Origin of the sequence: Caenimonas koreensis DSM 17982, from assembly GCF_009646335.1 — a bacterium.
In the GTDB taxonomy this organism is placed as follows: domain Bacteria; phylum Pseudomonadota; class Gammaproteobacteria; order Burkholderiales; family Burkholderiaceae_C; genus Ramlibacter; species Ramlibacter koreensis.
On record NZ_WJBU01000009.1, the window covers coordinates 60,976 to 87,130 of the forward strand.

Consider the following 26,155-nt stretch of genomic DNA (forward strand, 5'->3'; position numbering starts at 1 on the left):
TGTCTGATTCTGTTTAGCGTGCAGTCAGTTGCGTTTCGAGCGTTTCGTCGCGCGTGAACTTGAAGCGCGACACCACGACGATCTGGTCGGCACGGCGGCGCATGGAGTCTGTGAAGTTGCCGAACGGGCCCGCCGAGCGCGCGATGGCCTTGGCGCGCCGGTCCAGGATGAGGCTGCCCGATGTCTGGACGACATCGGTGTCGATCACGCGGCCATCGTGGTTCACCGTGACGACCATCGTCAGCTCGCCGTACAGCTTCTTGCCGGCAAGCTCCGGAAAGTTCTGTGTGCCCCTGTCCTCGATCTTGCGGCGCAGTGCGTCGTAATAGACGGCATACACCTCTTCACGCGTGGCGGGGCTGATGTAGCGCTTCTTGGGCCGCGCGTTCTCTTCATTGATGCGCTTTTCGATTTCGGCCAGCAACTTGATCAGCTGGCGGCGCTTGTCTTCGCGCGCAATCGCTTCAGGCTGTGTGTTCGACTCGCGCGGATCGGGCGGCGGCAGCGCGGCCAGCGCGCGCTTGAGCTGCGTGAGCAGGATGGTCTGCTGCTCCTGCATGGCGTCGATCTTCTTTTGCGCGTCCTCGGCGGAGTCGCCAATTTCCGTGAGCGCAGACGGCGGCAGGGGCGACGTGGCATGGCCCTTCTCGGCGTCGCCGCCACCGGCGAGCGAGCTCTGCGCGATGGCGCGCGCCTTGTCGGGCTTTTCGTTGGTCTTGGCGTTGACCAGGATCACTTCGAGCGGCGTGTCCTGGAAGACGCGGTTGAAGCCTTCAGGGTCGACGAAGCGAACCGTCAGCAGAACGGCGTGGACGGCGAACGAGACGCCGAGAGCAATCTGTAGTGTCGAGAACTGCCGGAGGTTCACGCGGGTGTATTGACGGTGCCAGGGGAAGAAGCAGCCTCGCCAGTGTCGTTCACGTCCACCGCAATGGCAATCGGGCCTGCTACCGATTCTTCCTCGCTGTCGTCTTCTTCCGACGGCAATTCTTCTGCCGGCATGTCGAGGCGTTCGACCACCGTGCCGCGCACGTCGAGCGAGATCAGGTCGATGTCGCCGAGCTTGACGCGAAGGTGCGCGCCGCGTGGTGCATCGCCCGCGCCCATCACGGGCAGCACGAGCGGCAGGTCGTCCGCGCGCACCATGCCTTCCTTGAACAGCGTGCCCGTGATTTCGGTGATGCCGTTCTGCAGCAGGTACTTCAGCGTCCAGAAGCGCTCCATGCCGCCCTGGTAGCCGTTGTAGGCGCTGTAGGCTGAATCGAATGCGGAGATCACCGAGAACAGTTCCGCATCTTTCGGCTTGAAGGGCGCGGCCAGCGCCGCGGTGCGGCCATGGCGCGCCACGGCAATGATCTGCCACTGGTTGACCAGATCGGTGTAGCGGCGCAGGGGGGAGGTGCTCCACGCATAGCTTTTCACACCGATGCCCGCGTGCGGCAGCGCCTTGGTGCCCATGCGCACCTTCACACCCGGCGCAAGGCTGGCCTGGCTGCGATAGATGCCCGGCACGCCGTGATCGGCCAGCCAGCTGCCCCAGGTGCTGTTGGCCAGAATCATCGCTTCCGAGACGATCAGGTCCAGCGGCGCGCCGCGGCGGCGCACGCTGATCTGCACTTGCTCGTCGCCCTGTGGCTCTGTGCCATCGTGATCGGCCAGGCGGAAGTTGTAGTCGGGCCGGTTGAAGTTCTCGGGCTTGCCACGTGCGATCTCGCGCAGCGACTTCAGGTAGCGCGCGAGCCGGAACAGGAATGACATCGGCCCATGCAAGCCTTCCATCGGCAAGCGTGCGTCGGCGGGCGGGTCGGTGGCGAGCAACCAGTCTTCGGTGATGACTTCATCGAGCTGGTCGTGGCGCAGGTTGGCTGCAATCGGCACGCGTTCGAGCTTTGTTTCGCTCGACATGAAGCTGAGCGTGGTTTCGTCGAAGGTGACGTACAGCGAGACGGCGGGGCAGTCGCGCCCTTCCTGCAGCGTGTAGGCCTCGACCACGTCGTTGGGCAGCATCGTGATCTTGTAGCCCGGCATGTACACGGTGGACAGGCGTTGCCGTGCCACTGCGTCCACGGGTGACGACGGCAGCAGTGCCAGCCCCGGCGCTGCGATGTGGATGCCGACAGTGACGGTGCCTGTGCCCAGGCCCTGCACGGAGAGGGCGTCGTCTATTTCAGTGGTGCTGGAGTCGTCGATCGAAAAGGCCTTCACCGGGGCCACCGGCAGGTCGTCCACGATAGGCGGTGCCTGCAGCGGCGGGAAGGCCGTGCCTTTGGGGAAGTTGTCGAACAAAAAGCGCTGCCAGTGGAACTGGTAGGGCGATGAGATGGCGCCCGAGCGCTGCAGCAAATCGAGCGGCGCGGTTTGCGTGGCACGCGAGGCGTCCACCACGGCCTTGTATTCGGGCGCGTTCTTGTCGGGCTTGAACAGGATCTTGAACAGCTGCTCGCGGATAGGTTGCGGGCACTGGCCGGCTGCGAGTTCGCTCGCCCACTGCGCGATCTGTGCCTGGATCTGCTTTTTCTTTTCGATGGCGGCCAGTGCCTGCTGCACGATGTCAGCGGCGGCCTTGCGAAAGCGCCCCTTGCCTGCGCGGCGAAAGTAATGCGGCGCCTCGAACAGGCGAAACAGCATGGCCGTCTGCTGCGTGAGCGTGGCTTTGTCGCTGAAGTAGTCGCGCGCCAGGTCGGCGAAGCCAAACTCTTCATCGGGTGCGAATTCCCAGGCCATTTCCAGCTCGATCGATTCAGCCAGCGCCTGCGATTCACGGATCAGGTCGGCGGGCGAGGGCTTTTCGAACTTCAACAGGATGTTGGCCGCCTTGACTTTGACGCGCTTGCCACTGTCGAGCTCGACCTGTGCGGACGAATCCGCCTCGCTGAGCACACGTCCGGCCTGAAACTTGCCGGCTTCTTCAAACATTGCGAACATGGGCGCGATTGTCCCATGCGGGGTTTGGGCGGCTTCAGCTAGGCAAGACCCAGGAAGCCGAGGGCATCATCCATGTCATCGTCAAACTCACTCAAGGCGTGGTCGCTGCCTTCCAGCAGCTTGATGTGTGCCCCCGGATACCGCCCCGTCATCTCGCGCCAGTCCAGCACCTCGTCGCCTTTGGCGATCACGGCAAAGTAGCGGTCGGGGTGTGCGAGCGTGCCGGTATCCAGCGCGCGCAGCTCGTCGATGAAGCGCGGCTCAAAGAAAAATCGCTCTCCGGCGTCATGCCATGACGTTTGTTCGCCGATGTACTTGGCCAAATCACGCGCCGGATACACCGCCGGGTTGAGCAGCACGGCGCGGCAGCCCCTGCGCTCGGCAATGCAGGTGGCATAGAAGCCGCCTGACGACGAGCCCATCACGCCCATGGTTTCAGTAGGCCACGCCGCCGTGCCAGCTTCGATCAGCTTCATGGCAGCAGCAGGCGAGTGTGGCAGCTGCGGGCACCACCACGTCACCTCGGGGTGGTGTGCTTGCATCCACGCGGCGACCTTGCGCGCCTTGGTGGATTGCGGCGATGAGCGAAAGCCGTGCAGATAGAGCAGATGAGTGGTGGGCGCGGCGGGCATCGGGCGATGTTCCCACGATAATTGCGGCCATGTCCGCTGTATTCGAAAAGCCGTCGTACCTCAGCCGCGTGGCGCCCATGCTGCATGGCTTCGATGGCCCCCTGGCATTTGCTGTTTTCCTGCTGGCGTGCGCGGGGTTGCTGACGATGTATTCGTCCGGGTTCGACTACGGCTCGCGCTTTGTCGATCACGGGCGCAACATGCTGCTGGCCGGGGTCATCATGTTCGTGGTGGCGCAAATACCGCCGCAGCGGCTGCAGACCTTTGCCGTGCCGCTTTATATGGCCGGCGTGGCGTTGCTGATCGCTGTTGCTGTCTTCGGTATCACCAAAAAAGGCGCACGGCGCTGGCTCAACGTGGGCATCGTCATCCAGCCGAGCGAAATCCTGAAGATCGCCATGCCGCTCATGCTGGCTTGGTGGTTCCAGAAGCGCGAAGGCCAGATGCGGCCGCTCGACTTCCTGGTGGCGGGCTTGCTGCTGATCGTGCCCGTGGGCCTGATCGTGAAGCAGCCTGACTTGGGCACCGCCATCCTGGTCACGGCGGCCGGTTTTGCCGTGATCTTCTTTGCCGGCCTCTCATGGAAGCTCATCCTGCCGCCACTGATGCTGGGCATCGTCGGCGCGACGTTGATCGTTTTTTTCGAGCCGCAGTTGTGCGCGGACGGTGTGCGCTGGCCCCTGCTGCATGACTACCAGCAGCAGCGCGTCTGCACCCTGCTGGACCCGAGCAAAGACCCGCTGGGCAAAGGCTTTCACATCATCCAGGGGATGATCGCCATCGGCTCCGGGGGTGTTCTGGGCAAGGGCTTCATGCAGGGCACGCAGACCCACCTCGAATTCATTCCCGAGCGCACGACTGACTTCATCTTTGCCGCGTATTCCGAAGAATTCGGGCTGCTGGGCAACCTGTTCCTGATCTGCGGATTTCTCTTCCTCGTGCTGCGCGGGCTGGGCATTGCGCTGGAAGCGTCCACGGTGTTTTCGCGGCTGCTGGCCGGCGCCATCACGATGATCTTCTTCACCTACGCCTTCGTGAACATGGGCATGGTGAGCGGCATCCTGCCTGTGGTGGGCGTGCCGTTGCCTTTCATCAGCTACGGCGGCACCGCCATGGTGACGCTCGGCCTGGGCCTGGGCATCCTGATGTCGATCGCCAAAGCCAAGCGGCTGGTGCAATCGTGAGGCCAGCATGAAGCGCGTGGCGATGGTCGGCGTGGGCAACATGGGTGGGGCCATGTGCCAGCGCCTGCTGGAGCAGCGCTGGCCGGTGCAGATCTTCGATATCGACAGCGCAAAGATGGCCGCGCTGCAGGCGCACGGCGCGGTGCCGTGTGCCGACGCAGCGCACGCTACTGACGGCTGCGACGTGCTGATCGTCTGCGTGGTCGACGCTGCGCAAACGCAAGAGGTGCTGTTTGGCCCGCGTGGCGCGGCAGCAGCGATGGGCGCGGGCCAGGTGGTGGTGCTGTGCCCGACGATTTCACCGGCCGATGTCGAAGGTTTTGCCGCCCGGCTGGCCGAGCGCGGCGTTGCCGTGATCGACGCGCCCATGTCCGGCGGCCCCGTGCGGGCGCGCGAAGGCACGATGAGCCTCATGGTCGCGTGCGACCACGCTGTGTTCGATGAACACAGCGCGATGCTCAATGTCCTGAGTGGCCACATTTTCCGCATCAGCGAAAAGCCCGGCGACGGCGCGCGGACCAAGCTGGTGAATAACCTGCTCGCCGGCATCAACCTCGCAGGTGCCGCTGAAGCCATGGCGATGGCGCAGCGGCTGGGGCTTGACCTGGCCAGGACGCTGGCGGTGATCGAGCAGTCGAGTGCCCAAAGCTGGATAGGCTCGGACCGGATGAAGCGGGCCATTGCCGGCGACTATGAGCCGCGCGCCCACGTGACGCTGCTGCAAAAGGACACCCGGCTGGCCGTCGAAGCGGCGGCTGCCGCGGGTTTTAGCTGCACGCTCGGGCCGGTTGCCCGTGACGTGTTCGAATCCGCCACGCGGGCGGGCCTGGGTGGCCTGGATGACGCAGCACTCTTCCGTTTTTTTACAGCCCGGCGTTAAGCTGTAGCCCATGCCCACGGTCCTGATCGTCGAAGACGACGACGCCATCCGCAACAACATCATCCGCCTGCTCAAGCTGGAGGGGTTCGAGATCGTGTCGGCCGAGAACGGGCAGGCGGGGCTGGAGCAGGCGCTGCGCCACAAGCCCGATGTCGTTATTTCCGACGTGAGCATGCCGCTGATGGACGGCTTCCAGCTGCTCGAAGCCATCCGCGCCGACCGGTTCCTGGCTTCAACGTCGGTGATGCTGCTCACCGCCCTTGATGACCGGGCCAGCATGCGCCGCGGCATGACATCCGGCGCCGACGACTATCTGGCCAAGCCTTTCACGCGGGTGGAGCTGCTGGATGCACTTCAGGGCCTGCTCAAGAAAAAGGAACGCATCGACGAGACGGTCGAGTCTGCCGTGAAGGCGCGCGAAGATCACCTGCGCCGTGCTTTCACGCAGAGCCTGGGCGGCGCGACCGTGGCTGACAAATTCGGCCTGGAGGCGCCGCTGGGGGCCGTGCCAGATACGGTGATGGCGGCGACAGTGCTCTTCTCGGACATCCGCAATTTCACGTCCCTGGCCGAGCGGCTCGATTCGGCGGAAGTCGCTGAGCTGCTCACGCAGTACTTCGAGCGCGTGTGCGAGCCCGTGCTCAAGAACGGCGGGCGGCACCTCAAGTTCATCGGCGACGGGCTGATGGCTGTTTTTGCCGATACGCTCAGCGGCGGCTCGCCCCTGCCGGCGGCGCGGCGCAGCGTGTCCGCCGCGCTCGGCATGGCACTGGCCACGCATGAATTTCGCGCCTGGCTGCACGAGCGCTTCGGCCACCGCGGGCTGCCGCCCTTTGCCATTGGCGTGGGCATGCATTCGGGCGAAGTCACGATCTGCCGGCTGGGCACCATCCACAACAAGGAAACCACTCCGATCGGCGACACGGTGAACGTGGCGGCGCGGCTCGAATCGTCCAGCAAGGAACTGGGCTGGACGGTGGTTGCCAGCAGCGCAGTGCTTGAAGGTGCCGGCGACGGCATCCAGACCGGCGGCATGACATCGTTGAACGCGCGCGGCAAGGATGGTTTTGTCGACGTGGCCGAGATCATCGGCCTGGTCACCAACATCGAAGACATGCGACACGGCATGGCGACGCTCACTGAGCGGGCGCAGGACGTGCGCGACGCCGTGCGCGTCAATTCCGAGATCACGGCGCGCGCCGTCAAAGGGGCGCTGCAGTCGAAACTCTCCGCCTTCAAGGACCACCAGTTCTCGCAGGGCGACGAGCCGCTGCGCCTGAAGGGCTATCGCCTCACGCGAAAGATAGGCACGGGCGGCATGACAGAGGTGTTCCTCGCTGTGCGCGAGAGCGACTCGTTGCCCGTAGTGCTCAAGGTGCTGGATGCCAGCGGCAAGGCCGTGAGCGAGCACTTGTCGCGGTTCATCCAGGAATACACGCTGCTCTCGCGCATCGACCATCCGCATGTGATCCGCATCTACGACCAGGGCTTTACCGACGACCACGCGTACATCGCGATGGAGTATTTCGAGACAGGTGACTTGCGCGCGGAGATCACCAAAGGCATGAGCGGGCCGCGCGTGATAGAGATCATCACGCAGGTGGCGCAGGCCCTGGAGGCCATCCACCAGATGGGCGTGATCCACCGCGACCTGAAACCCGAGAACATCATGCAGCGCGCCGATGGCAGTGTTGCGCTCGCTGACTTCGGCATTGCCAAGTCGATGCTGCAGCAGGAGAACATGGCTTTCACGCAGACGCGCCATGGCGATGTGGTGGGCACGCCGTATTACCTCAGCCCCGAGCAGGCAGCAGGCGGCGCGATCACGCCCGTTTCTGACCTCTACAGCCTGGGCGTGATGATGTTCGAGATGCTGGCGGGCGCGCGGCCGTACAAGGCCGAGACACTGGAGTCGTTGCTGGCGCAGCATATTTCGGCGCCGACACCGCTGTTGCCGGCGCCCCATGAGGCGTTGCAGCCCATTGTTGAGCGGCTGATGTGCAAGAAGCCGGCTGAGCGCTACCCGTCGGCGCAGGCGCTGCTGGACGACCTGCAGGCTATTTCGCGCTGACGGCTTTCGGGCGATGCCCGCGCTGCCACAGTGGCGTGCCGCCACGCCTAGAATGTCCCGATGATTTCACGCGAACCCACGATCGAGCGCCTGGCCACGGCGCGGCACCTGCTTCTCGAGCCGTTCGGCCTCGACGAAAGCCACTTGATGAAAGCGCTGGCCGAGATCACCGCCCGCAAGGTTGACGACGCCGATCTTTACTTCCAGTACACCCGCAGCGAAGGCTGGAGCCTGGAAGAGGGCATCGTCAAGACAGGCAGCTTCAGCATCGACCAGGGGGTCGGCGTGCGGGCCGTGAGCGGCGAGAAGACGGCGTTCGCTTACTCGGACGACATCTCGCTGGCCTCGTTGCTGGACGCAGCGCGTACTGTGCGCACCATTGCGTCGGCCGGTGCGACCGGCAAGAGCCGCGTTGGCACGAAGAAGATTGCGGGCGCGCGGGCGTTGTACAACGGGCTCGACCCGATTTCCTCGCTCGACAGTGCATCCAAAGTGAAGCTGCTCGAGCGCTGCGAAAAGATGGCGCGCGCCAAAGACCCGCGCATTGTGCAAGTGATGGCGGGCCTGGCTGCCGAGTACGACGTGGTCATGGTCGCGCGCGCCGATGGAACCATCGCCGCTGACATTCGCCCGCTGGTGCGGCTGTCGGTGACCGTGATCGCCGAACAGAAGGGCCGCCGCGAAACAGCGTCGGCCGGCGGGGGCGGCCGCTTCGGCATGGCCTTCTTCACCGATGAGCAGGTCGAGTCGTATGTGCACGAGGCGGTTCACACGGCCCTGACCAACCTCGATTCGCGGCCGGCGCCTGCCGGTGAAATGACGGTGGTGCTCGGGCCGGGCTGGCCCGGCATCCTGCTGCACGAGGCGATTGGCCACGGGCTCGAAGGCGACTTCAACCGCAAGGGCTCCAGTGCTTTCTCGGGCCGCGTCGGACAGCGTGTGGCCGCCAAGGGCGTCACGGTGCTTGACGACGGCACGATCGCCGATCGCCGCGGCTCGCTCAACGTCGATGACGAAGGCAATGCGACAGAGCGCACGGTGCTGATCGAAGACGGCATCCTGCGCGGCTACATCCAGGACTCGATGAATGCGCGCCTGATGGGGGTCGCGCCCACAGGCAACGGCCGCCGCGAGAGCTATGCGCATGTGCCGATGCCGCGCATGACCAACACCTACATGCTCGGTGGGAACACGCCGCCCGAAGAGATCATCGCCAGCATCGACAAGGGCATTTACGCCGCGAACTTCGCAGGCGGCCAGGTGGACATCACCTCCGGCAAGTTCGTGTTCTCTGCAGCCCAGGCTTTCTGGGTCGAGAAGGGCAAGATCCTGTATCCCGTCAAGGGCGCGACCATTGTGGGCAATGGCCCTGATGCCCTGACGCGCGTGACCATGATCGGCAACGACATGAAGCTCGACAGCGGTGTGGGCACCTGCGGCAAGGAAGGCCAGAGCGTGCCGGTGGGGGTGGGGCAACCCACCTTGCGCATCGACGGCCTGACAGTCGGCGGTACCGCCTAGCCGCGCAGCCACTTAGCGCGAATTGGGACAGGAGCAACTGTGTCGACACCATCGCGCCTGCGTCTCGATCCTTCCACGAACCTGCCGAGCATTCACTCGTTTGGCGAGCTCAGCAACTTCCTGCGCGGCGCGGTCGCTGATGAAGACAGCCGCGTGGTCTCGGAGAGCATGGCGCAGCTGTCGCTGCACATTGAGGCGATCATTGCGCAGCTGCGCATCAGCCGCATGCGTACCAACGTGGCGCCGATGCTGGTGGACATGCTGTCGGTGCTGCGGGCGCATCGCACACTGGTTGTCAAACTGCCGCTTGCCTGGCGCGGCCTCTACGAGTACGCCGCCTACCTGCAGGCATTGAACAACTTCCGCGTGCTGATCGGCCAGTGGCTGCTCGATGGCGGGCCCCGCAGCGTCGACCTGCTGCTGACGGCCGAAGACTTCGAGCTGGTCGCGTGGCGCACCCTCGGCGAGGGCATGCTGATGATCGACATGTATGACCAGTGGCGCCGCGGCGAGCCAGCCGAGACGCAGCCGCCTTCGGACCTGGGCCCGCTGGAAGAGCCCCAGCTCGAGCGGGCGCTGCAGTGGTGGAAGAAGCTGCGGCTGTAGTAAGTGCGAGCCCATCCTGTAGCCGTGCGAGCCCATCCATGTGATACATTGCCTCTCATGCATTTGGCTTGCGCCTACTTTTTTGGCTTCTTCTGGCATCTCACGCCCACCGGCGGTCGAGAGAACTGAAGCGTTTCCAACCAGTACGCGAAAGACTCCCACCAAACCGCCGGACACACCGGCGGTTTTTTTTTGTCCATCCCTTCTGTCCATCCGAGAGAGCACACGATGACCACCAAGACCTCGCCCGGCAACACCGCCTGGAATGCGCGCCCCGTCGACAAGACCAGCCTGACCGATGACGAGCGCATCAAGGAAATCACCGTGCTGCCGCCTCCCGAGCACCTGATCAGGTTCTTCCCGATCCGCAACACAGCCGTGGAGGCGCTGATCACCGCCACGCGGCGCAACATCCACAACATCATGGCCGGCCAGGACGACCGGCTGCTGGTGGTGATCGGGCCGTGTTCCATCCACGACCCTGCTGCCGCACTCGACTACGCACGCAGGCTGAAAGTAGTGCGCGACCGCCATTCCGGCACGCTGGAGATCGTGATGCGCGTTTACTTCGAAAAGCCGCGCACCACTGTCGGCTGGAAGGGCCTGATCAACGACCCCTACCTCGACGAGAGCTATCGCATCGACGAAGGCCTGCGCATTGCTCGGCAGCTGCTCATCGAGATCAATCGCGCGGGCCTGCCTGCAGCCAGCGAGTTCCTGGACGTGATCTCGCCGCAATACATTGGTGACCTGATTTCGTGGGGCGCCATCGGCGCACGCACGACCGAGAGCCAGGTTCACCGCGAACTGGCTTCGGGGCTGTCGGCGCCGATCGGGTTCAAGAACGGCACGGACGGCAACATCCGTATCGCCACTGACGCGATCCAGGCGGCGGCGCGCGGGCACCACTTCCTGTCGGTGCACAAGAACGGCCAGGTGGCGGTGGTGCAGACCAACGGCAACAAGGACTGCCATGTGATCCTGCGCGGCGGCAAAGCGCCGAACTACGACGAAGCAAGCGTCGCAGCAGCGTGCCGCGACCTGGAGGCAGCAAAACTGCCCGCCACGTTGATGGTCGACTGCAGCCACGCCAACAGCAGCAAGCAGCATGAGCGGCAAGTTGAAGTCGCGGCTGAAATTGGCAGGCAAATCGCCAAGGGCTCGCACTCGGTCTTCGGGGTCATGATCGAGAGCCATTTGAGCGGCGGTGCACAGAAGTTCACACCCGGGCGCGACAACCCCGCGGGCCTTGAGTACGGCAAAAGCATCACCGATGCATGCCTAGGTTGGGATCAATCGCTGGAAGTGCTCGACATCCTGTCGCAGTCTGTCCTCGCGCGTCGCAGCCTCTGAACTATTTGGGCCCTGCCCGTGTCAGTGGGTATTTACCTTTGGTAACAGCGCATCTATATTGACTGCTGCTTTGACCAACGAACTACCCGTCCTGCGCCTCGGCCTTGCCGGCTTCTCAAGAGAGGAGCAGGAGCACCTGTTCGCGCTCGTTCCCAGTGTGGCAGTCGGCGACGTCAACTGGGATTTCTGCGACATCGAGCGTGCCGACGCGTGGCTGGTCAATGGCTCGCGCGTGCAGGAGCTGGACGATGGGCGTATCCGCATCGGCTCTGGCATTGCGTCGGGCCATGCTATCAAGATCAACCTCGCCGAGCTGGACCGGCCGATCGCCTTCACCAAGCCCGCCAAGCTGGCGGCGCCGCATTTCACCTTCGACATGGGTTCGCGGCCGAGCCTTGCTGCCGTGCTGCACAAGTTCGAAGTCTGGCTCGCACCGCTGATTGCCCAGTTCTGCCTGGCGTCCAGCATCGTCGAGCATCAGTCGGCGCTGCGTTCGGGCGTGTTCGACCTGCGTGCACGTGGCGTGACGCTGGCGGTGGTCAGCATGCATGGCGAGACCGGCGTGCTCCCTTCGCTGGGGCCGGCTGACCTGGATGCGGCGGTGTGGACCCGCCAGACGCCCGACCTGGTCATCCCGGACAACTTCTCGCGCGCCACGATGTCGCAGCTGATGTGGCAATACGCCTCACGTACCAAGCGCGACATGCTGCCGGCTCATTACACGACGGGTGCGCTGTTCTTCAGGCGCCCACCGCGTGTGCAGCAGCGCCAGCTCGATGACTCGCATCTGTACCTGCTGCGCGAACTCTCGGCCGCACCCGCAACATTCGAGGCGCTCCAGCGGCGCAGCGGCATGGGCGAGCGGCAACTGTCGCATCACCTGGCGGCGCTGTACTTCGTGGGGAGCATCACCTCGAACCCGAAGCGCGCTGCCCGGCCGCCGACACGCACGACAGGCCCGGATGTGGAGATGAGGTCAGGGCCGGCGAGCAACCTGCCCTCGGGCCTCGATTCGGTGCCGCCGGACATGGCGCGCCGCAACGGCGCAGACCCCGACTTCACGGCGCCTGCGCCAATCGGGCTGTACTAGGCTTTTTTTGCGAGCGCTTGCAGCAGCAGGCCGTGGATGCCGCCGAACGACCCATTGCTCATGCACAGGATGTGATCGCCCGGTCGCACTGCCGCCAGCACGTTCGCCAGCAGCTGCGCAATGTCGTCGCTCACGTGTGCGCGATCGCCCAGGGGCAGCAGCGATTCGGCCGGGTCCCAGCCCAGGTTGGTCCGATGCGTGAAAGCCAGGTCGGCCTGCTCCAGGCTCCACGGCAGCTGCGCTTTCATCGAGCCGAGCTTCATCGTATTGCTGCGCGGCTCGAATACCGCCAGGATGCGTTGCGCGCCCACTTTACGACGCAGGCCGTCGACGGTGGTGCGAATGGCCGTTGGGTGATGGGCGAAGTCGTCGTACACCGTCACCCCGTTGACGGTACCGCGCACCTCCATGCGCCGCCGCACGTTGAGGAATTTCGCCAGGGCCGCTGCGCAAGCGGCTGGCGCCACGCCCACGTGGTCGGCCGCAGCGATGGCCGCCAGTGCATTGAGCTGGTTGTGCACGCCGCTCAACTCCCAGTCGAGCTGCGCGACCGGCAGCCCTTTCGAGAGCACGTCGAAGTGGCCCGGCTCGCCCACGGCAGTGAAGTCACTGTTGGTGGCGCCGAAGGTGCGCACCTCGCTCCAGACGCCGGCATGCAGCACGCGGGCCAGGCTTTCTTCCAGGCCATTGACCACCACCCTGCCTGATGCGGGCACCGTTCGCACAAGATGATGGAATTGCCGCTCGATCGCAGCAAGATCGTCAAAGATGTCGGCGTGATCGAACTCGAGGTTGTTCAGCACGGCCGTGCGCGGCCGGTAGTGCACGAACTTGCTGCGCTTGTCGAAAAATGCCGTGTCGTACTCGTCGGCTTCGATGACGAAGTACTTGCCGCCCCCCAGCCGCGCCGAGATGCCGAAATTGGTGGGCACGCCGCCTACAAGAAAGCCCGGCTGCAGCCCGGCATGCTCAAGGATCCACGCCAGCATCGACGTTGTGGTCGTCTTTCCGTGAGTCCCCGCCACGGCAAGAACGTGGCGCCCCTGCAGGACGTTCTCGGCCAGCCACTGCGGCCCGCTGATGTAGGGCAGGCCCCCATCGAGGATTGCCTCCATCAGGGGATAGCGTGGCGCCCCGTCGGCCAGCCGCGCGCGCGAGACGACGTTGCCGATCACCCAGGCGTCGGGCCGCAGTGAAACCTGGTCCGCGCCATAGCCTTCGATCAGCTCGATGCCGAGTGCGCGCAACTGCTCGCTCATGGGAGGGTAGACGCCGCTGTCGCAACCGGTGACCCGGTGGCCGGCTTCGCGCGCCAGTGCGGCAACGCCGCCCATGAAGGTCCCGCAGATGCCGAGAATGTGAATGTGCATCGTCGAATTATCGACGCGGCGAAATGGCAGGCTGCCGCGCCCCGGCGCCGTCGCAGTCCATGCAAAATGCCTGCAGATGGAAAGCGCGAAATCTGAGATTGCGGCCACTGCTGCACGCATGGTGGTCGAAGAGGGCATGGAATACGGCCCGGCGAAACGGCGCGCAGTCAAACAGCTGGGGCTGAATGCGCGCTCGGCCTTGCCGGACAACAGCGAAGTGGAGGAGGCTGTGCTGGAGTACATCGAGCTGTTCTGCGCCGACACACAACCTGCCGAACTCGCGGCACTGCGCCGGCTTGCACTGACCTGGATGGAACGGCTGGAACAGTTTCGTCCCTACCTGGGTGGCGCCGTGTGGCGGGGGACGGCCACCCGCCTGTCCGATATCTATATCCAGCTGTTCTGCGACGACCCGAAGTCGGCCGAGATCGCGCTGATCGACAAGAACGTCGACTACGAGGCGCGCACCGTGACCGGCTTTCACGGCGAGCCGGTCGAGGCACTGAGTCTGTCAAGCGTCAGCCGTGAGTTGGGGGAGTCGATCGGTGTGCACCTGCTTGTCTACGACCACGACGACGTGCGCGGCGCGCTCAAACCCGACACGAAGGGCAGGCCGCCCCGCGGCAATGCCGCAGCGGTGCGTGCATTGCTGGACAATCCGGCGACATGAACGAACAGACTGAAACCACCGCCAGCGCATCGCGGCGCGGATTGATCTACGCAGGTGTCGGCGCGGTCGCAGCATTGGCGGGCGCAGGCACGGCCTGGTGGAAGTGGGCGCCAGCCAAGGTGTCGAGCGAGGAAGTCGCATTGCTTTGGCCCATGAGTTTCGATTCACCTTCCGGCGCACCGATTGCCATGCAGTCGCTGCGAGGCAAGCCTCTGTTGATCAATTTCTGGGCCACATGGTGTCCGCCCTGCGTTGAAGAAATGCCGCTACTCGATAGCTTCTTCAAGCAAAATGCAGCTAACGGTTGGCAAGTTGTTGGCCTGGCTATCGACCAGCCCAGCAAAGTGCGCGAATTCCTGCGCAAGACGCCCGTCAGTTTTCCGATCGGGCTGGCGGGTCTGGGCGGCACGGAACTGTCCAAGGCTCTGGGGAATGTGAGTGGCGGCCTGCCTTTCTCGGTGGCTTTGAATTCGTCTGGTGGTGTGCTGCAGCGTAGAATCGGGCGCGTCACGGCAGATGATCTGGCTGCCTGGAGCCGCGCCAGCTGAAGCAGCCGAGCCCCAGGCGACTCGCTGCGGCACATCCGGAGAAGTCAAGGCTTTCCGGAAAAATAACGAAAAAAGACCGATGATGCGAAAAGAACGCGAATTTTGCTGTAAATTCGCGATCCTTCATTAGATCGTTGGAGGGGACACAATGGACCTGCGAAAGCTGAAAACGCTGATCGACCTGGTGTCGGAATCGAATGTTTCCGAACTCGAGATCACCGAGGCGGAAGGCAAAGTACGCATCGTCAAGGGCGGTGGCGCAGCCCCCGTCATGCATCAAGTCGTCACGCCGCAACCTCAAGCCGCGCCGCAACCGGTCGCTGCACCAGTGGTGGCCGCGTCACCCGCACCCGTCGAGGCCGCCACGGGCCACGTCGTCAAGTCGCCCATGGTGGGGACCTTCTATCGCTCCGCCAGCCCCGGCGCCAAGCCCTTCATCGAGATCGGCAGCCAGGTCAAGGAAGGCGAGACGGTTTGCATCATTGAAGCCATGAAGATCCTCAACGAAATCGAGACCGACAAGTCCGGCACGATTTCAAAGATCCTGGTCGAGAACGGCCAGGCGGTCGAATACGGCCAGCCGCTCTTCATCATCGAGTAAGCACGCGACGGATCAGCGGAGACTGAATGTTCAAGAAAATCCTAGTCGCGAACCGGGGCGAGATCGCCCTTCGCATCCAGAGAGCCTGTCGCGAACTGGGCGTGAAGGCCGTGATGGTCTATTCCGAGGCCGACCGCGAAGCCAAGTACGTCAAGCTCGCCGAAGAGGCCGTCTGCATTGGTCCGGCGCCGTCCGGGCAGAGCTACCTGAATATGCCCGCCATCATTTCGGCGGCCGAAGTGACCGACGCCGAAGCGATTCACCCCGGCTACGGCTTTCTCTCCGAAAACGCCGACTTCGCCGAGCGTGTGGAAAAGAGCGGCTTCCAGTTCATCGGCCCCACGCCCGAGTCGATCCGCATCATGGGCGACAAGGTGTCGGCCAAGCAGGCCATGATCAAGGCGGGTGTGCCCTGTGTGCCCGGCTCCGAAGGCGAACTGCCTGATGACCCCGTCGTCATCCGCAGGATTGCGAAGGCAGTCGGCTATCCGGTCATCATCAAGGCGGCGGGCGGCGGCGGCGGGCGTGGCATGCGGGTGGTGCACACCGAGGCAGCGCTGATCAACGCAGTGCAGATGACCAAGGCGGAGGCGGGCGCGGCTTTCAACAATCCCGCTGTGTACATGGAGAAATTTCTCCAGAACCCGCGCCACATCGAAATCCAGATCCTGGCCGACAAGCACCGCAACGCCGTGTACCTGGGCGAGCGCGACTGCTCGATGCAGCGGCGCCACCAGAAGGTGATCGAGGAAGGGCCGGCGCCGGGCATCCCGCGCAAGCTGATCGACAAGATCGGCGAGCGCTGTGTTCTTGCCGTCAAGAAGATCGGCTACCGCGGTGCCGGCACGTTCGAGTTCCTGTATGAGAACGGCGAGTTCTACTTCATCGAGATGAACACCCGCGTGCAGGTCGAGCACCCCGTGACCGAGCTGATCACGGGTGTCGATATCGTCAAGACGCAGATCATGGTCGCTGCCGGCGAAAAGCTGCCGTTCGCGCAGCGCGACATCGCGATTCGCGGCCACGCGATCGAATGCCGCATCAACGCGGAAGACCCCTACAAGTTTGTGCCGTCGCCGGGCCGCATCACCATGTGGCATGCACCGGGCGGGCCGGGCGTGCGTGTCGATTCGCACGTGTACACGAACTACTTCGTGCCGCCGAACTACGACTCGATGGTCGGCAAGATCATCGTGCATGGCGACACACGCGAGCAGGCCCTGGCGCGCATGCGCACGGCGCTGCTGGAGACCGTCATCGAAGGCATCAACACCAACATCCCGCTGCATCGGGAGCTGTTGGTCGATGCGAAGTTCATGGCCGGCGGCACCAACATCCACTACCTCGAAGAGTGGTTGTCGCACCATAAGCGGTAAGGGGCCGCTGATGCACGAGCTGCGGCTGATGTGTCCGGAGCACCGCATCGAGGCGGTGAGCGAGGCGCTCGACGCGCTCGATGTGCTGAGTGTGTCCGTCGAAGACGCCGACGCCCAGACGGATGCCGAGCAGGCGCTCTTCGGCGAGCCGGGCTTGCCGCCGCCCAAGGAGGGCTGGCAGCGTTCGCGCATTTCGGCGCTGTTTCCCACGGAAGCCCTCGCGCTGGAAGCCGCCGGCTTGCTCAAGCTGCAGGATTTTTTTGCTGACTGCGAGGTGCTGGGCGTGCAGCCCGTGCCCGATGAAGACTGGGTGCGCCTGACGCAATCGCAGTTCGCGCCAGTGGAGATCACGCCTGAGTTCTGGATCGTGCCCACCTGGCATGAGGCGCCCGAGCAGGCGAAGCAGGTGATCCGGCTTGACCCCGGGCTGGCATTTGGCACCGGCACCCATCCTACGACTCGCATGTGCCTGCGCTGGATCGCGAAGCACGCGCCCACTGGTGCGCGCGTGCTCGACTACGGCTGTGGTTCGGGCATCCTGGCCATTGGCGCGGCGCGGTTTGGTGCATCAGGCATCGACGCAGTGGACATTGATCCGGCGGCAGTTCAGTCCACGATCGACAACGCCGTCGCCAATGAAGTGCAGCTGGATGCCGGCCTGCCGGACATGGCCATGGGCACCTACCGTGTGGTGCTCGCGAACATCCTCGCCACGCCTTTGAAGATGCTTGCGCCGCTGCTGTGCTCCTATGTCGCGCCGGGGGGTTCGCTGGTGCTGGCCGGCATCCTGGAGCGGCAGGCCGACGAACTGAAGGCGGCTTACGCGCCGTTCGCCAGGCTCGAGGTGTCCGACGCCGAGGACGGCTGGATCCTGATGACGGCCACGCTGTAGCGGCTCGCCGTATTCCACAGGCGCTGGCTACAATCGCCCGCAGATGAGCCTGATCACGCGCTGCCCCGCCTGCGGGACGATGTTCAAAGTCGTGCCCGACCAACTCAGGATCTCTGAAGGTTGGGTGCGGTGCGGCCATTGCTCCGAAGTGTTCGATGCCGCCTCGCAACTGCAAGGCGATACGGCAGGCCGCGTCACTGTGCCGGGCGAGCTTCCCGCCGCTTTGCCCCCGCCACCCGTCAACACCAACGTACGTGATCCGGGCGACTCGGGTTTGCCATCGATGCCGCCCATGCCGTCGGCGCCAGCGGCACCGTCCATGCCGTTCATGCCCTCAGAGGGCTACCAGTCGTCATTGATCACCGAAGTCGGCTCCAGCCTGCCGCCGGAGCCGCCCGACTCGGCCATGCTTCGCGAAGAAGCGCAGTTCCTGCACGAAGGCCCGCTCGACCGGCCCTTTGTGCTGCAGCGTGTTGAAGACCCGCCGCCCGATGACCGGCAGCAATCACTGCCGCTGGAATCCGGATTCGCTGACTCAGCAGACCTGCACGACTTGTCGTTTGTGCGCGATGCGCGCCGCAACGCTTTCTGGTCGAGCAAGCCGATGCTGCTGGCCCAGTGGGCGGCAGTGCTGGCATTCGGCGCGTTGCTGGCGCTGCAGTTCGCCATCCATGATCGCGACAAGATTGCCGCGATGCGGCCCGACTGGAAGCCGTGGCTGGTGGCCATTTGTGAACGCATGAATTGCCAGATTGCACCGCCGCGCCAGATCGAGGCAATCGCGATCGACAGCTCGTCTTTCAACAAGCTGCGCGCAGACACCTACCGCCTGAACGTCACGCTCAAGAACCAGGGCGCCATGGAAGTGGAAGTGCCTGCGGTTGAACTCACGCTGACGGACGCGCAAGACCAACCCGTGCTGCGCCGCGTGCTGACGCCGGCTGAGCTCAGCAGCAAACGCGCCGTGATGCCCGCGGGCGGCGACTGGGCCGGAAGTGTTGCGCTTGCGGTGGCCGCGAATGGTTCAGCGTCGCGCGTGGCGGGCTACCGGGTGCTGGCTTTTTACCCGTGATGCTTCGCTGATTTTTGCCCCGATCTTTTCCCGAACGAATTCACCAACAAGAGAATCAACATGGCTTCCCTGATTTGCGGCTCCCTCGCCTTCGACACGATCATGACCTTCGAGGGCCGCTTTGCCGAGCAGATCCTGCCCGACCAGCTGCACATCCTGAACGTGTCGTTCCTGGTTCCCGCGCTGCGCCGCGACTTCGGCGGCTGCGCGGGCAACATCGCATACGCACTGAATTCGCTGGGTGGCAAACCGGTGCCGATGGCGACTGTGGGCAGCGACGGTGCCGGCTATGTGGCGCGCTTCAAGGATCTTGGCATCGACACGAGTTTCGTGCGCGAGATCGCCGACTCCTATACCGCGCAGGCCATGATCATGACCGACCGTGACAACAACCAGATCACGGCGTTTCACCCCGGCGCGATGATGCAGGCGCACGTGACGCGCATCGAGCAGCGCGGTGATTTCAAGCTCGGCATCATCTCGCCCGATGGGCGCGATGCGATGCTGCAGCACGCCGAGCAATTCAAAGCGGCTGGCATTCCTTTCGTGTTCGATCCGGGCCAGGGCTTGCCGATGTTCGACGGCAAGGAACTCGCTGCTTTCATCGAGCGCGCGACGTGGGTCACCGTCAATGACTACGAAGGCAAGATGCTGTCAGAGCGCACCGGCTGGAGCAGCGCCGAGATATCTCGCCGCGTCCAGGGGCTGGTGGTGACACTCGGCGGTGAAGGCTGCGAGGTGTGGGTGGGCGGCGAAAAGACGGTCGTGCCTGCCGTGACGGCCGAGGCGGTGGTTGACCCGACGGGTTGCGGCGATGCCTGGCGTGGCGCCCTGCTGTTTGGCCTGGAGCAGGGCTGGTCGCTGGCGAAGTGTGCCGAACTGGGCAATCAGGTCGGGGCGCTCAAGATCGCCAGCCGGGGGCCGCAGAACTACGACTTGTCTTCGTTGCGCGGGTGAGTGGCGAAGTCTCGGCTCGCTTCGCATTGCCTTGAATCGGCCGCTGCTTACTTCGCTTAAGCAGATGCGAGGATCTTGAAATCAGTCGCTCTCGCAACGGGGCGAATCTGATTCTTTTCGCGGTGCAGTGACACGAGCCCGTACCGCTCCATCGTCTTCAGTGTGCGAGACAAGTTGCCAGGCTTGCGGCCTGTTGTCTCAGCAAGCTCACTCATGGAGTGTGGTGCGGTTTCTTCGATCGCCTTCAACAGGGCGCGATTCGAATCGCTCAATACCTCTGCCATCGAACGCATGGAGTTGAACCAGATCTTCGGCTCGCCTGGCTTGGGTTTGTATTCCCCCTTGGCAATCGCGATCGTCCGGGCGCGAACCTTTTCCTGCGACATCACGCCAATGACAATGGTCTTCATTTCGAACCTCCTTGAGATGCAGCGGTAATCACTCTGTCTACCTCTGCAAAGAAGTCTTCCAACAACTTCTGGGCAGAATCAAATGTATAGGGCACGCCCTTGTCGCTTGCGGTGCGGTGCTTGTGGTCATAGGGCAGGCGACGGCCAGCGAACTTGAACTTGCCCGGCGGCTTCACCGCGTGGGCGTTGTCGTAGCCCAGAACACGCGTCCCATGCTGGTTATGCAAGGTCAATGTGTAGCGAATGCCGTGCGGTATGAAGTCCGTCGGAGCGACCCGTCTGGCCTCGATCTTTATCCAATATCCAGCCTCCTGTTCAAGCAAGCTTGCGTCAAGGTCTAGAAGGGTCTCGATACCCTGATCACGCGCTGTCAAGTCATAGCCTTATCATCTGATGATAAGGAATGATACCGAAGAATTCACCCCCGCGCGAGCGTCACCCCACCATCGACCACGATGGTCTCGCCCACCACATAGTCGCCCGCACGCGAAGCAAGGTAGATGGCAACGCCCGCCATGTCTTCGTCGCGCCCGATGCGCCCCGCCGGAATGCGCTTGGCTGTCTCGGCTTCATGGTCGCGCGCCACGCGATTCATCTCTGACGCGAAAGCGCCCGGCGCAATGCCGCTCACGACGATGTTGTCCTGCACGAGCCGCAGCGACATGCGCTTGATGAGGTGAATCAAGCCCGCCTTGCTGGCAGCGTAGGAATACGTTTCCTGCGGATTGACCGACACACCATCGATCGACGCAATGTTGATCACCTTCGCCGGCTGCTTCGCAGCACCCTTGCGCAGCAGCTCGTGCAAAGCCTGCGTCAGGAAGAAGGGCGACTTCAGGTTCAGGTCCATCACCTTGTCCCAGCCCTTTTCGGGGAAGGTATCGAACGACTCGCCCCACGCTGCGCCCGCGTTGTTCACCAGGATGTTGAGCGAGGGCTCGAGCTTGGCGTACGCAGCAGCGAGCGCCTGTGCGCCTTGAACCGTTGATACGTCCATCGGCAAGGGAATGCAGGTGCCGAGGGCGGACAACTCACGCGCCGTGGCTTCGCACGCATCGGCCTTGCGCGACGAGATGTACACCTTCGCGCCTTGCTGCAGAAAGCCCGCGGCGATCATCTTGCCGATGCCGCGCGAGCCGCCGGTAACGAGTGCCGTGCGGCCCTGGAGGGAAAAGAGGTCGTTCATGTGCAGTCCTTGGTTGACTGCGCAGAGGTTAGCGCGAGCTGGCCCACGGCCCAATCACATGGATGACACCCGCCGCCGCGCGGGGCCAGGCCCGGCGGCTACGCCCTTGCGCGCCGCCTGTCGAGGTACGCGCGCACTTCACCGACCACGCCCTTGCGGAAGGCGAGCACGCACACCACGAAGATCACGCCGATGATCACGGTGACCCAAGCGCCGACCTTGTCGGCCAGCAGGTCTTGCAGGGCGATCACCACGCCAGCGCCGAACACCGGGCCGAAGAACGTGCCGACGCCACCGAGCAGGCTCATCAGGATCACTTCGCCGGACATGGACCAATGCACATCGGACAGCGTGGCAAAGCCCATCACCAGCGTCTTGAGCGAGCCGGCCAGGCCGGCGAGCGAGGCGGACAGAACGAATGCGAGCAGCTTGTACTTGTCGACTTCATAGCCGAGCGACACGGCGCGCGGCTCGTTCTCGCGAATCATCTTCAGCACCTGGCCGTAGGGCGAGGTGACGATCCGCGTGATCGCGAGGAAACACACCACAAACACGGCCAGCACCACGTAGTACATCGTGGTGTCCGACGACAGGTCGAGCATGCCCAGCAGCTTGCCGCGCGGCACGCCTTGCAGGCCGTCTTCGCCGCCCGTGAATGAAGCTTGCAGGCAGATGAAGTACACCATCTGCGCCAGCGCCAGCGTGATCATCGCGAAGTAGATGCCTTGCCGGCGGATCGCGACGAGGCCGAACACCAGGCCGATGAACGCAGCGACCAGCGTGCCCGCCAGGATCGCCACTTCAGGCGGCAGGCCCTGCGACTTGATGCAGTAGCCGGTGATGTACGCCGCGAAGCCAAAGAACGCCGCATGGCCGAATGACAGCAGGCCCGTGAAGCCCAGCAGCAGGTTGAAGGCGCACGCGAACAGGGCGAAGCACAGCAGCTTCATCACGAACACGGGGTACAGGCCGATCACCGGCGCCACCAGCGCCAGCGCAAACAGCACGAAGTAAGTGATGCGGATGAGTTTGGCGTCGTTCGTCATCTCAGGCTTCCTTGCCGAACAGGCCAGCGGGACGAATGATCAGCACGATCACCATCACCACGAAGACGACGACGCTCGACGCTTCGGGGTAGAACACGCGGGTCAGGCCCTCGATCACGCCCAGCCCCAGGCCTGTGATCACGGAGCCAAGAATCGAGCCCATGCCGCCAATCACGACGACGGCGAACACCACGATGATCAGGTTGGACCCCATCAGCGGTGTCACTTGAATAATGGGCGCAGCGAGCACACCGGCCATCGCGGCCAGCGCGGCACCACCACCGTAAGTCAGCATCACCATCAGCGGCACATTCACGCCGAACGCCTGCACGAGCTTGGCGTTTTCAGTGCCGGCACGCAGGTAGGCACCCAGGCGTGTGCGCTCGATGAGGTACCAGGTGCCAAGGCAGACGACCAGCGAGGCCACCACGACGAAGGCGCGGTAGTTCGGCAGCACCATGAAGCCCAGGTTGGTCGCGCCCGCCAGCAGGTCGGGCACCGGATAAGACTGGCCAGATACGCCGTATTGATCGCGGAAGACGCCTTCAAGGATCAGCGACAGGCCGAAGGTAAGAAGCAGGCCGTAGAGCGGGTCGAGCCCGTACAGCCGCTTGAGAAAAGTTCGCTCGATGATCACACCGAGCACACCGACGATGAGCGGCGCGATCACGAGCGCAAACCAGAAATTGATGCCGAACTTGTCGAGCATGATCCACGCGGCGAACGCGCCAACCATGTACAGCGCGCCATGCGCAAAGTTCACGATGTCCAGCAATCCGAAGATCACGGCCAGGCCCAGGCTGAGCATGGCGTAGAACGCGCCATTGACCAGCCCGAGCACGAGCTGGCCCAGGAACGCCTGCAACGGTATGCCGAATATCTCCATCAATTCCTCGAGGTCCAGGTTGCAGCCAGGCTCATCGGCCCGGCTGCGGTCTTCAGTTACTGCGCCAGGTTACTTGGGCATCTTGCACTTGGACTCGGCGGGCGTCGTGAACGCCTGCTCGCCGGGCACCTTGGAGATCAGCTTGTAGTAGTCCCAGGGCGTCGTGGAGTCTTTCTGGCTCTTGACTTCGTACAGGTACATGTCGTGGATCATGCGGTTGTCCGAAGCGCGGATCTGGCCCTTGTTATAGAAGTCGTCGATCTTCATGCCCTTGAGCGTGGCCATGACCTTGTCGGCATCCGTCGTGCCGGCGGCTTGCACGGCCTTCAGGTAGTTCATGGTCACCGAGTAGTCAGCAGCCTGCAGGCTCGAAGGCATGCGCTTGTACTTCTCGAAGAAGCGCTTGGCGAACTTGCGCGAAGCGTCGTCCTGGTTCCAGTACCAGCTGTCGGCCAGTTGCAGGCCTTCGGTGTTGGACAGGCCCAGCGAGTGCACGTCGTTGATGAACACCAGCAGGCCGGCGACCTTCATCGTCTTGGTGATGCCGAATTCCTTGGCAGCCTTCATCGCGTTGGTGAAGTCACCACCGGCGTTGGCCATGGCCAGGATCTGCGCCTTGGAGCCTTGTGCCTGCAGCAGGAACGACGAAAAGTCCGATGCGTTGAGCGGATGCTTCACGGAGCCGGCGACAGAGCCGCCATTGGCCTTCACCACCGTAGTGGCGTCTGCTTCGAGCGAAGCGCCGAAAGCGTAGTCAGCCGACAGGAAGTACCAGCTCTTGTTGCCGGCCTTCACGAGTGCAGAGCCAGCCACCTTGGCCAGCGACACTGTGTCGTAAGCGTAGTGAACGGTGTACGGGTTGCAGTCTTCGTTCGTCAGGCGGGCCGAGCCGGCGCCGATCACGAGGAAGGGGCGCTTCTTTTCAGCAGCGACCTTGGCCATGGCGAGCGCAGTGCCCGACGACGTGCCGCCGACGAGCATCGCGAGGTTTTCCTTGTCGATCCACTCACGGGCCTTGGACGATGCGACGTCGGCCTTGTTCTGGTGGTCAGCAGAGAGCACTTCGACCGGGCGGCCCAGCACCTTGCCGCCGAAGTCCTGCACGGCCCACTTCACCATCTCGGCGCCTGCGGGGCCGTCGATGTCGGCGTAGAGGCTCGACATGTCGGTGATCATGCCGATCTTGACGGGGCCGGACTGGGCTTGCGCGAAAGCGCTCACAGTGCCGAGGCCCACGGCCATGGCTGCAACGAGGGTCTTGAGTTTCATGTCAAAGGTCTCCTGGATAGAACTGGGTTGTAGTGCTGAACAAAATCAAAAAAACTAAATCGAAAGTCGCGGGACGCCTAGACGCCGAGGAATTCCTGCAGCATCGCCATGTTGTTCGCGAGCTCGCGCTGTTCGAACTGCTTGACGATCTGGCCGTGCTCCATCACGTAGAAGCGATCGGCCAGCGGCGCCGCAAAGCGGAAGTTCTGCTCGACCAGCACGATGGTGTAGCCCCGGGCCTTGAGCGTGCGGATCATCTCGGCCAGCTTTTGCACGATGACGGGCGCGAGGCCTTCCGATATTTCATCGAGCAGCAGCAAGTGCGCACCGGTGCGCAGGATGCGCGCGACAGCCAGCATCTGCTGCTCGCCACCCGACAGGCGTGTGCCGGGGCTGCTGGCGCGCTCTTTCAGGTTGGGGAACATCGCGTAGATCTCGTCGATGCTCATGCCGCCGGACTTGATCACGGGCGGCAGCATCAGGTTTTCTTCAGCCGACAGGCTCGCGAAGATGCCGCGCTCTTCGGGGCAGTAGCCCACGCCCAGCCGCGCGATCTTGTGCGGTGCCATCTTGATCGACTCTTCACCGCCAATGCGGATCGAGCCCTTGCGCGAGCCGGTCAGGCCCATGATGGCGCGCATCGTGGTCGTGCGGCCAGCGCCGTTGCGCCCCAGCAGGCACACCACTTCGCCTTCGTTCACGCTCACGTCAACGCCATGCAGGATGTGCGATTCGCCGTACCAGGCGTGCAGGCCTTCGATGCGCAGGACTTCTTTCGTCATCAGTGCGCCCCCGCCAGCTGGGTGTCGGCTGTGCCCATATACGCCTCGATCACGAGCGGGTTCGCTGACACTTCCGCATACGGACCATCCGCAATCACCGCGCCGCGCTGCAGCACCGTGATGCGGTCAGCAATGCTGGAGACGACGTTCATGTTGTGCTCAACCATCAGGATCGTGCGGCCGGCGCTCACCTTCTTGATGAGCTCGGTGACGCGATGCACGTCTTCATGGCCCATGCCCTGCGTCGGCTCGTCTAGCAGCATCAGGTCAGGCTCCAGCGCCATCGTTGTTGCCAGCTCCAGCGCGCGCTTGCGGCCATAGGGCAGGTTCACGGTGAGCTCGTTGGTGAACGATTGGAGGTCAACCGCAGCTAGCAGCTCTTCAGCGCGCTGGTGCAAATGGAAGAGCGATTGCTCGGGCTTCCAGAAGTGAAACGATGTGCCCAGGTTGCGCTGCAGCGCAGCACGAACGTTTTCCAGCACGGTCATGTGCGGGAACACGGCAGAAATCTGGAACGAACGCACGATGCCGCGGCGCGCTGTCTGCGCGGGCTTTTCATGCGTGATGTCGTCGCCGAGATAGGTGATGGTGCCACGCGTGGGCGGCAAAAACTTCGTGAGCAGGTTGAAGAACGTCGTCTTGCCTGCGCCGTTCGGGCCGATCAACGCATGGATGTGACCGCGGCGGACCTGGAGATCGACGTTGTTGACCGCGACGAAGCCCTTGAACTCCTTGGTCAAGCCTCTCGTCTCAAGGATGAAGTCACCTGGCAAATCGCGCTCCTGATTGGGATGGCGAATGCTAGGAACCTTTGCTGCACTGCGGAAC

General features: G+C 63.6%; 26 protein-coding genes. 14 read left to right on the forward strand and 12 right to left on the reverse strand.

Annotated features, from left to right (window positions below; all coding sequences use genetic code 11):
* Window positions 1–13 precede the first annotated feature (13 nt).
* The 3 genes from GHT07_RS09960 to GHT07_RS09970 are packed head-to-tail and all read right to left on the reverse strand — an operon-like array spanning window position 14 to window position 3,557.
* Window positions 14–868, reverse strand: coding sequence for an energy transducer TonB (locus GHT07_RS09960; RefSeq protein ID WP_323740873.1), 855 nt, complete (start codon window positions 866–868; stop codon window positions 14–16).
* Entirely contained in the window at window positions 865–2,925 is a 2,061-nt protein-coding gene (locus GHT07_RS09965) for a ribonuclease catalytic domain-containing protein (protein ID WP_153584931.1), read from the reverse strand. The genes GHT07_RS09960 and GHT07_RS09965 overlap by 4 nt, the downstream gene beginning before the upstream one ends.
* 38 nt (window positions 2,926–2,963) lie before the next feature.
* The gene (locus tag GHT07_RS09970) at window positions 2,964–3,557 is read right to left on the reverse strand and encodes a YqiA/YcfP family alpha/beta fold hydrolase (protein ID WP_153584932.1); all 594 of its coding nucleotides are present in this window, start codon (window positions 3,555–3,557) and stop codon (window positions 2,964–2,966) included.
* Window positions 3,558–3,586: 29 nt separating this feature from the next.
* On the opposite strand from GHT07_RS09970, the gene rodA reads away from it, so the two are divergent.
* From rodA to GHT07_RS10005, 7 genes are all read left to right on the forward strand, one after another.
* A complete protein-coding gene (gene rodA, locus GHT07_RS09975) occupies window positions 3,587–4,741 on the forward strand; it encodes a rod shape-determining protein RodA (RefSeq protein WP_153584933.1) in 1,155 nt (384 codons plus the stop codon).
* A 7-nt stretch (window positions 4,742–4,748) separates the two neighbouring features.
* A complete protein-coding gene (locus GHT07_RS09980) occupies window positions 4,749–5,621 on the forward strand; it encodes an NAD(P)-dependent oxidoreductase (protein WP_153584934.1) in 873 nt (290 codons plus the stop codon).
* A gap of 10 nt (window positions 5,622–5,631) precedes the next feature.
* Window positions 5,632–7,692 (forward strand): protein kinase domain-containing protein, encoded by a 2,061-nt coding sequence (locus GHT07_RS09985; protein WP_153584935.1) that lies wholly within the window; start codon window positions 5,632–5,634, stop codon window positions 7,690–7,692.
* A gap of 60 nt (window positions 7,693–7,752) precedes the next feature.
* Entirely contained in the window at window positions 7,753–9,213 is a 1,461-nt protein-coding gene (gene tldD / locus GHT07_RS09990) for a metalloprotease TldD (protein ID WP_153584936.1), read from the forward strand.
* A gap of 39 nt (window positions 9,214–9,252) precedes the next feature.
* Entirely contained in the window at window positions 9,253–9,819 is a 567-nt protein-coding gene (locus tag GHT07_RS09995; RefSeq protein WP_153584937.1) for a hypothetical protein, read from the forward strand.
* 228 nt (window positions 9,820–10,047) lie between these two features.
* A complete protein-coding gene (locus GHT07_RS10000) occupies window positions 10,048–11,172 on the forward strand; it encodes a 3-deoxy-7-phosphoheptulonate synthase (protein WP_153584938.1) in 1,125 nt (374 codons plus the stop codon).
* Between the two features lie 70 nt (window positions 11,173–11,242).
* Window positions 11,243–12,262: a hypothetical protein gene (locus GHT07_RS10005; protein ID WP_153584939.1), complete on the forward strand. Its 1,020-nt coding sequence runs from the start codon at window positions 11,243–11,245 to the stop codon at window positions 12,260–12,262.
* Here the strand turns inward: GHT07_RS10005 and mpl are convergent.
* Window positions 12,259–13,632 carry a UDP-N-acetylmuramate:L-alanyl-gamma-D-glutamyl-meso-diaminopimelate ligase gene (gene mpl, locus GHT07_RS10010; protein ID WP_153584940.1) on the reverse strand — a complete coding sequence of 458 codons (1,374 nt, stop codon included), beginning with the start codon at window positions 13,630–13,632 and terminating at the stop codon, window positions 12,259–12,261. The two genes, GHT07_RS10005 and mpl, sit on opposite strands and share 4 nt — an antisense overlap.
* Before the next feature lie 76 nt (window positions 13,633–13,708).
* Here mpl and GHT07_RS10015 point away from each other — a divergent pair, with 76 nt between their 5' ends.
* From GHT07_RS10015 to GHT07_RS10045, 7 genes are all read left to right on the forward strand, one after another.
* Window positions 13,709–14,302 carry a hypothetical protein gene (locus GHT07_RS10015; RefSeq protein ID WP_153584941.1) on the forward strand — a complete coding sequence of 198 codons (594 nt, stop codon included), beginning with the start codon at window positions 13,709–13,711 and terminating at the stop codon, window positions 14,300–14,302.
* Window positions 14,299–14,850, forward strand: coding sequence for a TlpA family protein disulfide reductase (locus tag GHT07_RS10020; protein WP_153584942.1), 552 nt, complete (start codon window positions 14,299–14,301; stop codon window positions 14,848–14,850). Before GHT07_RS10015 ends, GHT07_RS10020 begins: the two co-directional genes overlap by 4 nt.
* 148 nt (window positions 14,851–14,998) lie before the next feature.
* A complete protein-coding gene (accB, locus tag GHT07_RS10025; protein WP_153584943.1) occupies window positions 14,999–15,451 on the forward strand; it encodes an acetyl-CoA carboxylase biotin carboxyl carrier protein in 453 nt (150 codons plus the stop codon).
* A 26-nt stretch (window positions 15,452–15,477) separates the two neighbouring features.
* Entirely contained in the window at window positions 15,478–16,827 is a 1,350-nt protein-coding gene (accC, locus tag GHT07_RS10030; RefSeq protein ID WP_153584944.1) for an acetyl-CoA carboxylase biotin carboxylase subunit, read from the forward strand.
* A gap of 10 nt (window positions 16,828–16,837) precedes the next feature.
* Window positions 16,838–17,719: a 50S ribosomal protein L11 methyltransferase gene (prmA, locus tag GHT07_RS10035; RefSeq protein ID WP_153584945.1), complete on the forward strand. Its 882-nt coding sequence runs from the start codon at window positions 16,838–16,840 to the stop codon at window positions 17,717–17,719.
* Between the two features lie 43 nt (window positions 17,720–17,762).
* Window positions 17,763–18,791: a DUF3426 domain-containing protein gene (locus tag GHT07_RS21305; RefSeq protein ID WP_194792896.1), complete on the forward strand. Its 1,029-nt coding sequence runs from the start codon at window positions 17,763–17,765 to the stop codon at window positions 18,789–18,791.
* A gap of 60 nt (window positions 18,792–18,851) precedes the next feature.
* Complete coding sequence (locus GHT07_RS10045) at window positions 18,852–19,748, forward strand: carbohydrate kinase family protein (protein WP_153584946.1); 897 nt, start codon at window positions 18,852–18,854, stop codon at window positions 19,746–19,748.
* Window positions 19,749–19,804: 56 nt separating this feature from the next.
* Here GHT07_RS10045 and GHT07_RS10050 read toward each other — a convergent pair whose 3' ends face one another.
* The 8 genes from GHT07_RS10050 to GHT07_RS10085 form a co-directional block, all read right to left on the reverse strand.
* Window positions 19,805–20,158, reverse strand: coding sequence for an HVO_A0114 family putative DNA-binding protein (locus tag GHT07_RS10050; RefSeq protein ID WP_153584947.1), 354 nt, complete (start codon window positions 20,156–20,158; stop codon window positions 19,805–19,807).
* Entirely contained in the window at window positions 20,155–20,532 is a 378-nt protein-coding gene (locus GHT07_RS10055; protein ID WP_153584948.1) for a toxin-antitoxin system TumE family protein, read from the reverse strand. The genes GHT07_RS10050 and GHT07_RS10055 overlap by 4 nt, the downstream gene beginning before the upstream one ends.
* A gap of 44 nt (window positions 20,533–20,576) precedes the next feature.
* The gene (locus GHT07_RS10060; RefSeq protein ID WP_153584949.1) at window positions 20,577–21,344 is read right to left on the reverse strand and encodes an SDR family oxidoreductase; all 768 of its coding nucleotides are present in this window, start codon (window positions 21,342–21,344) and stop codon (window positions 20,577–20,579) included.
* A 98-nt stretch (window positions 21,345–21,442) separates the two neighbouring features.
* Entirely contained in the window at window positions 21,443–22,390 is a 948-nt protein-coding gene (locus tag GHT07_RS10065) for a branched-chain amino acid ABC transporter permease (protein WP_153584950.1), read from the reverse strand.
* Between the two features lies 1 nt (window position 22,391).
* Entirely contained in the window at window positions 22,392–23,276 is an 885-nt protein-coding gene (locus tag GHT07_RS10070) for a branched-chain amino acid ABC transporter permease (protein ID WP_153584951.1), read from the reverse strand.
* Window positions 23,277–23,345: 69 nt separating this feature from the next.
* Window positions 23,346–24,545, reverse strand: coding sequence for an ABC transporter substrate-binding protein (locus GHT07_RS10075; RefSeq protein WP_153584952.1), 1,200 nt, complete (start codon window positions 24,543–24,545; stop codon window positions 23,346–23,348).
* A 77-nt stretch (window positions 24,546–24,622) separates the two neighbouring features.
* Entirely contained in the window at window positions 24,623–25,327 is a 705-nt protein-coding gene (locus tag GHT07_RS10080; protein WP_153584953.1) for an ABC transporter ATP-binding protein, read from the reverse strand.
* Window positions 25,327–26,100 carry an ABC transporter ATP-binding protein gene (locus GHT07_RS10085; protein WP_153584954.1) on the reverse strand — a complete coding sequence of 258 codons (774 nt, stop codon included), beginning with the start codon at window positions 26,098–26,100 and terminating at the stop codon, window positions 25,327–25,329. Before GHT07_RS10085 ends, GHT07_RS10080 begins: the two co-directional genes overlap by 1 nt.
* Window positions 26,101–26,155: the final 55 nt, after the last annotated feature.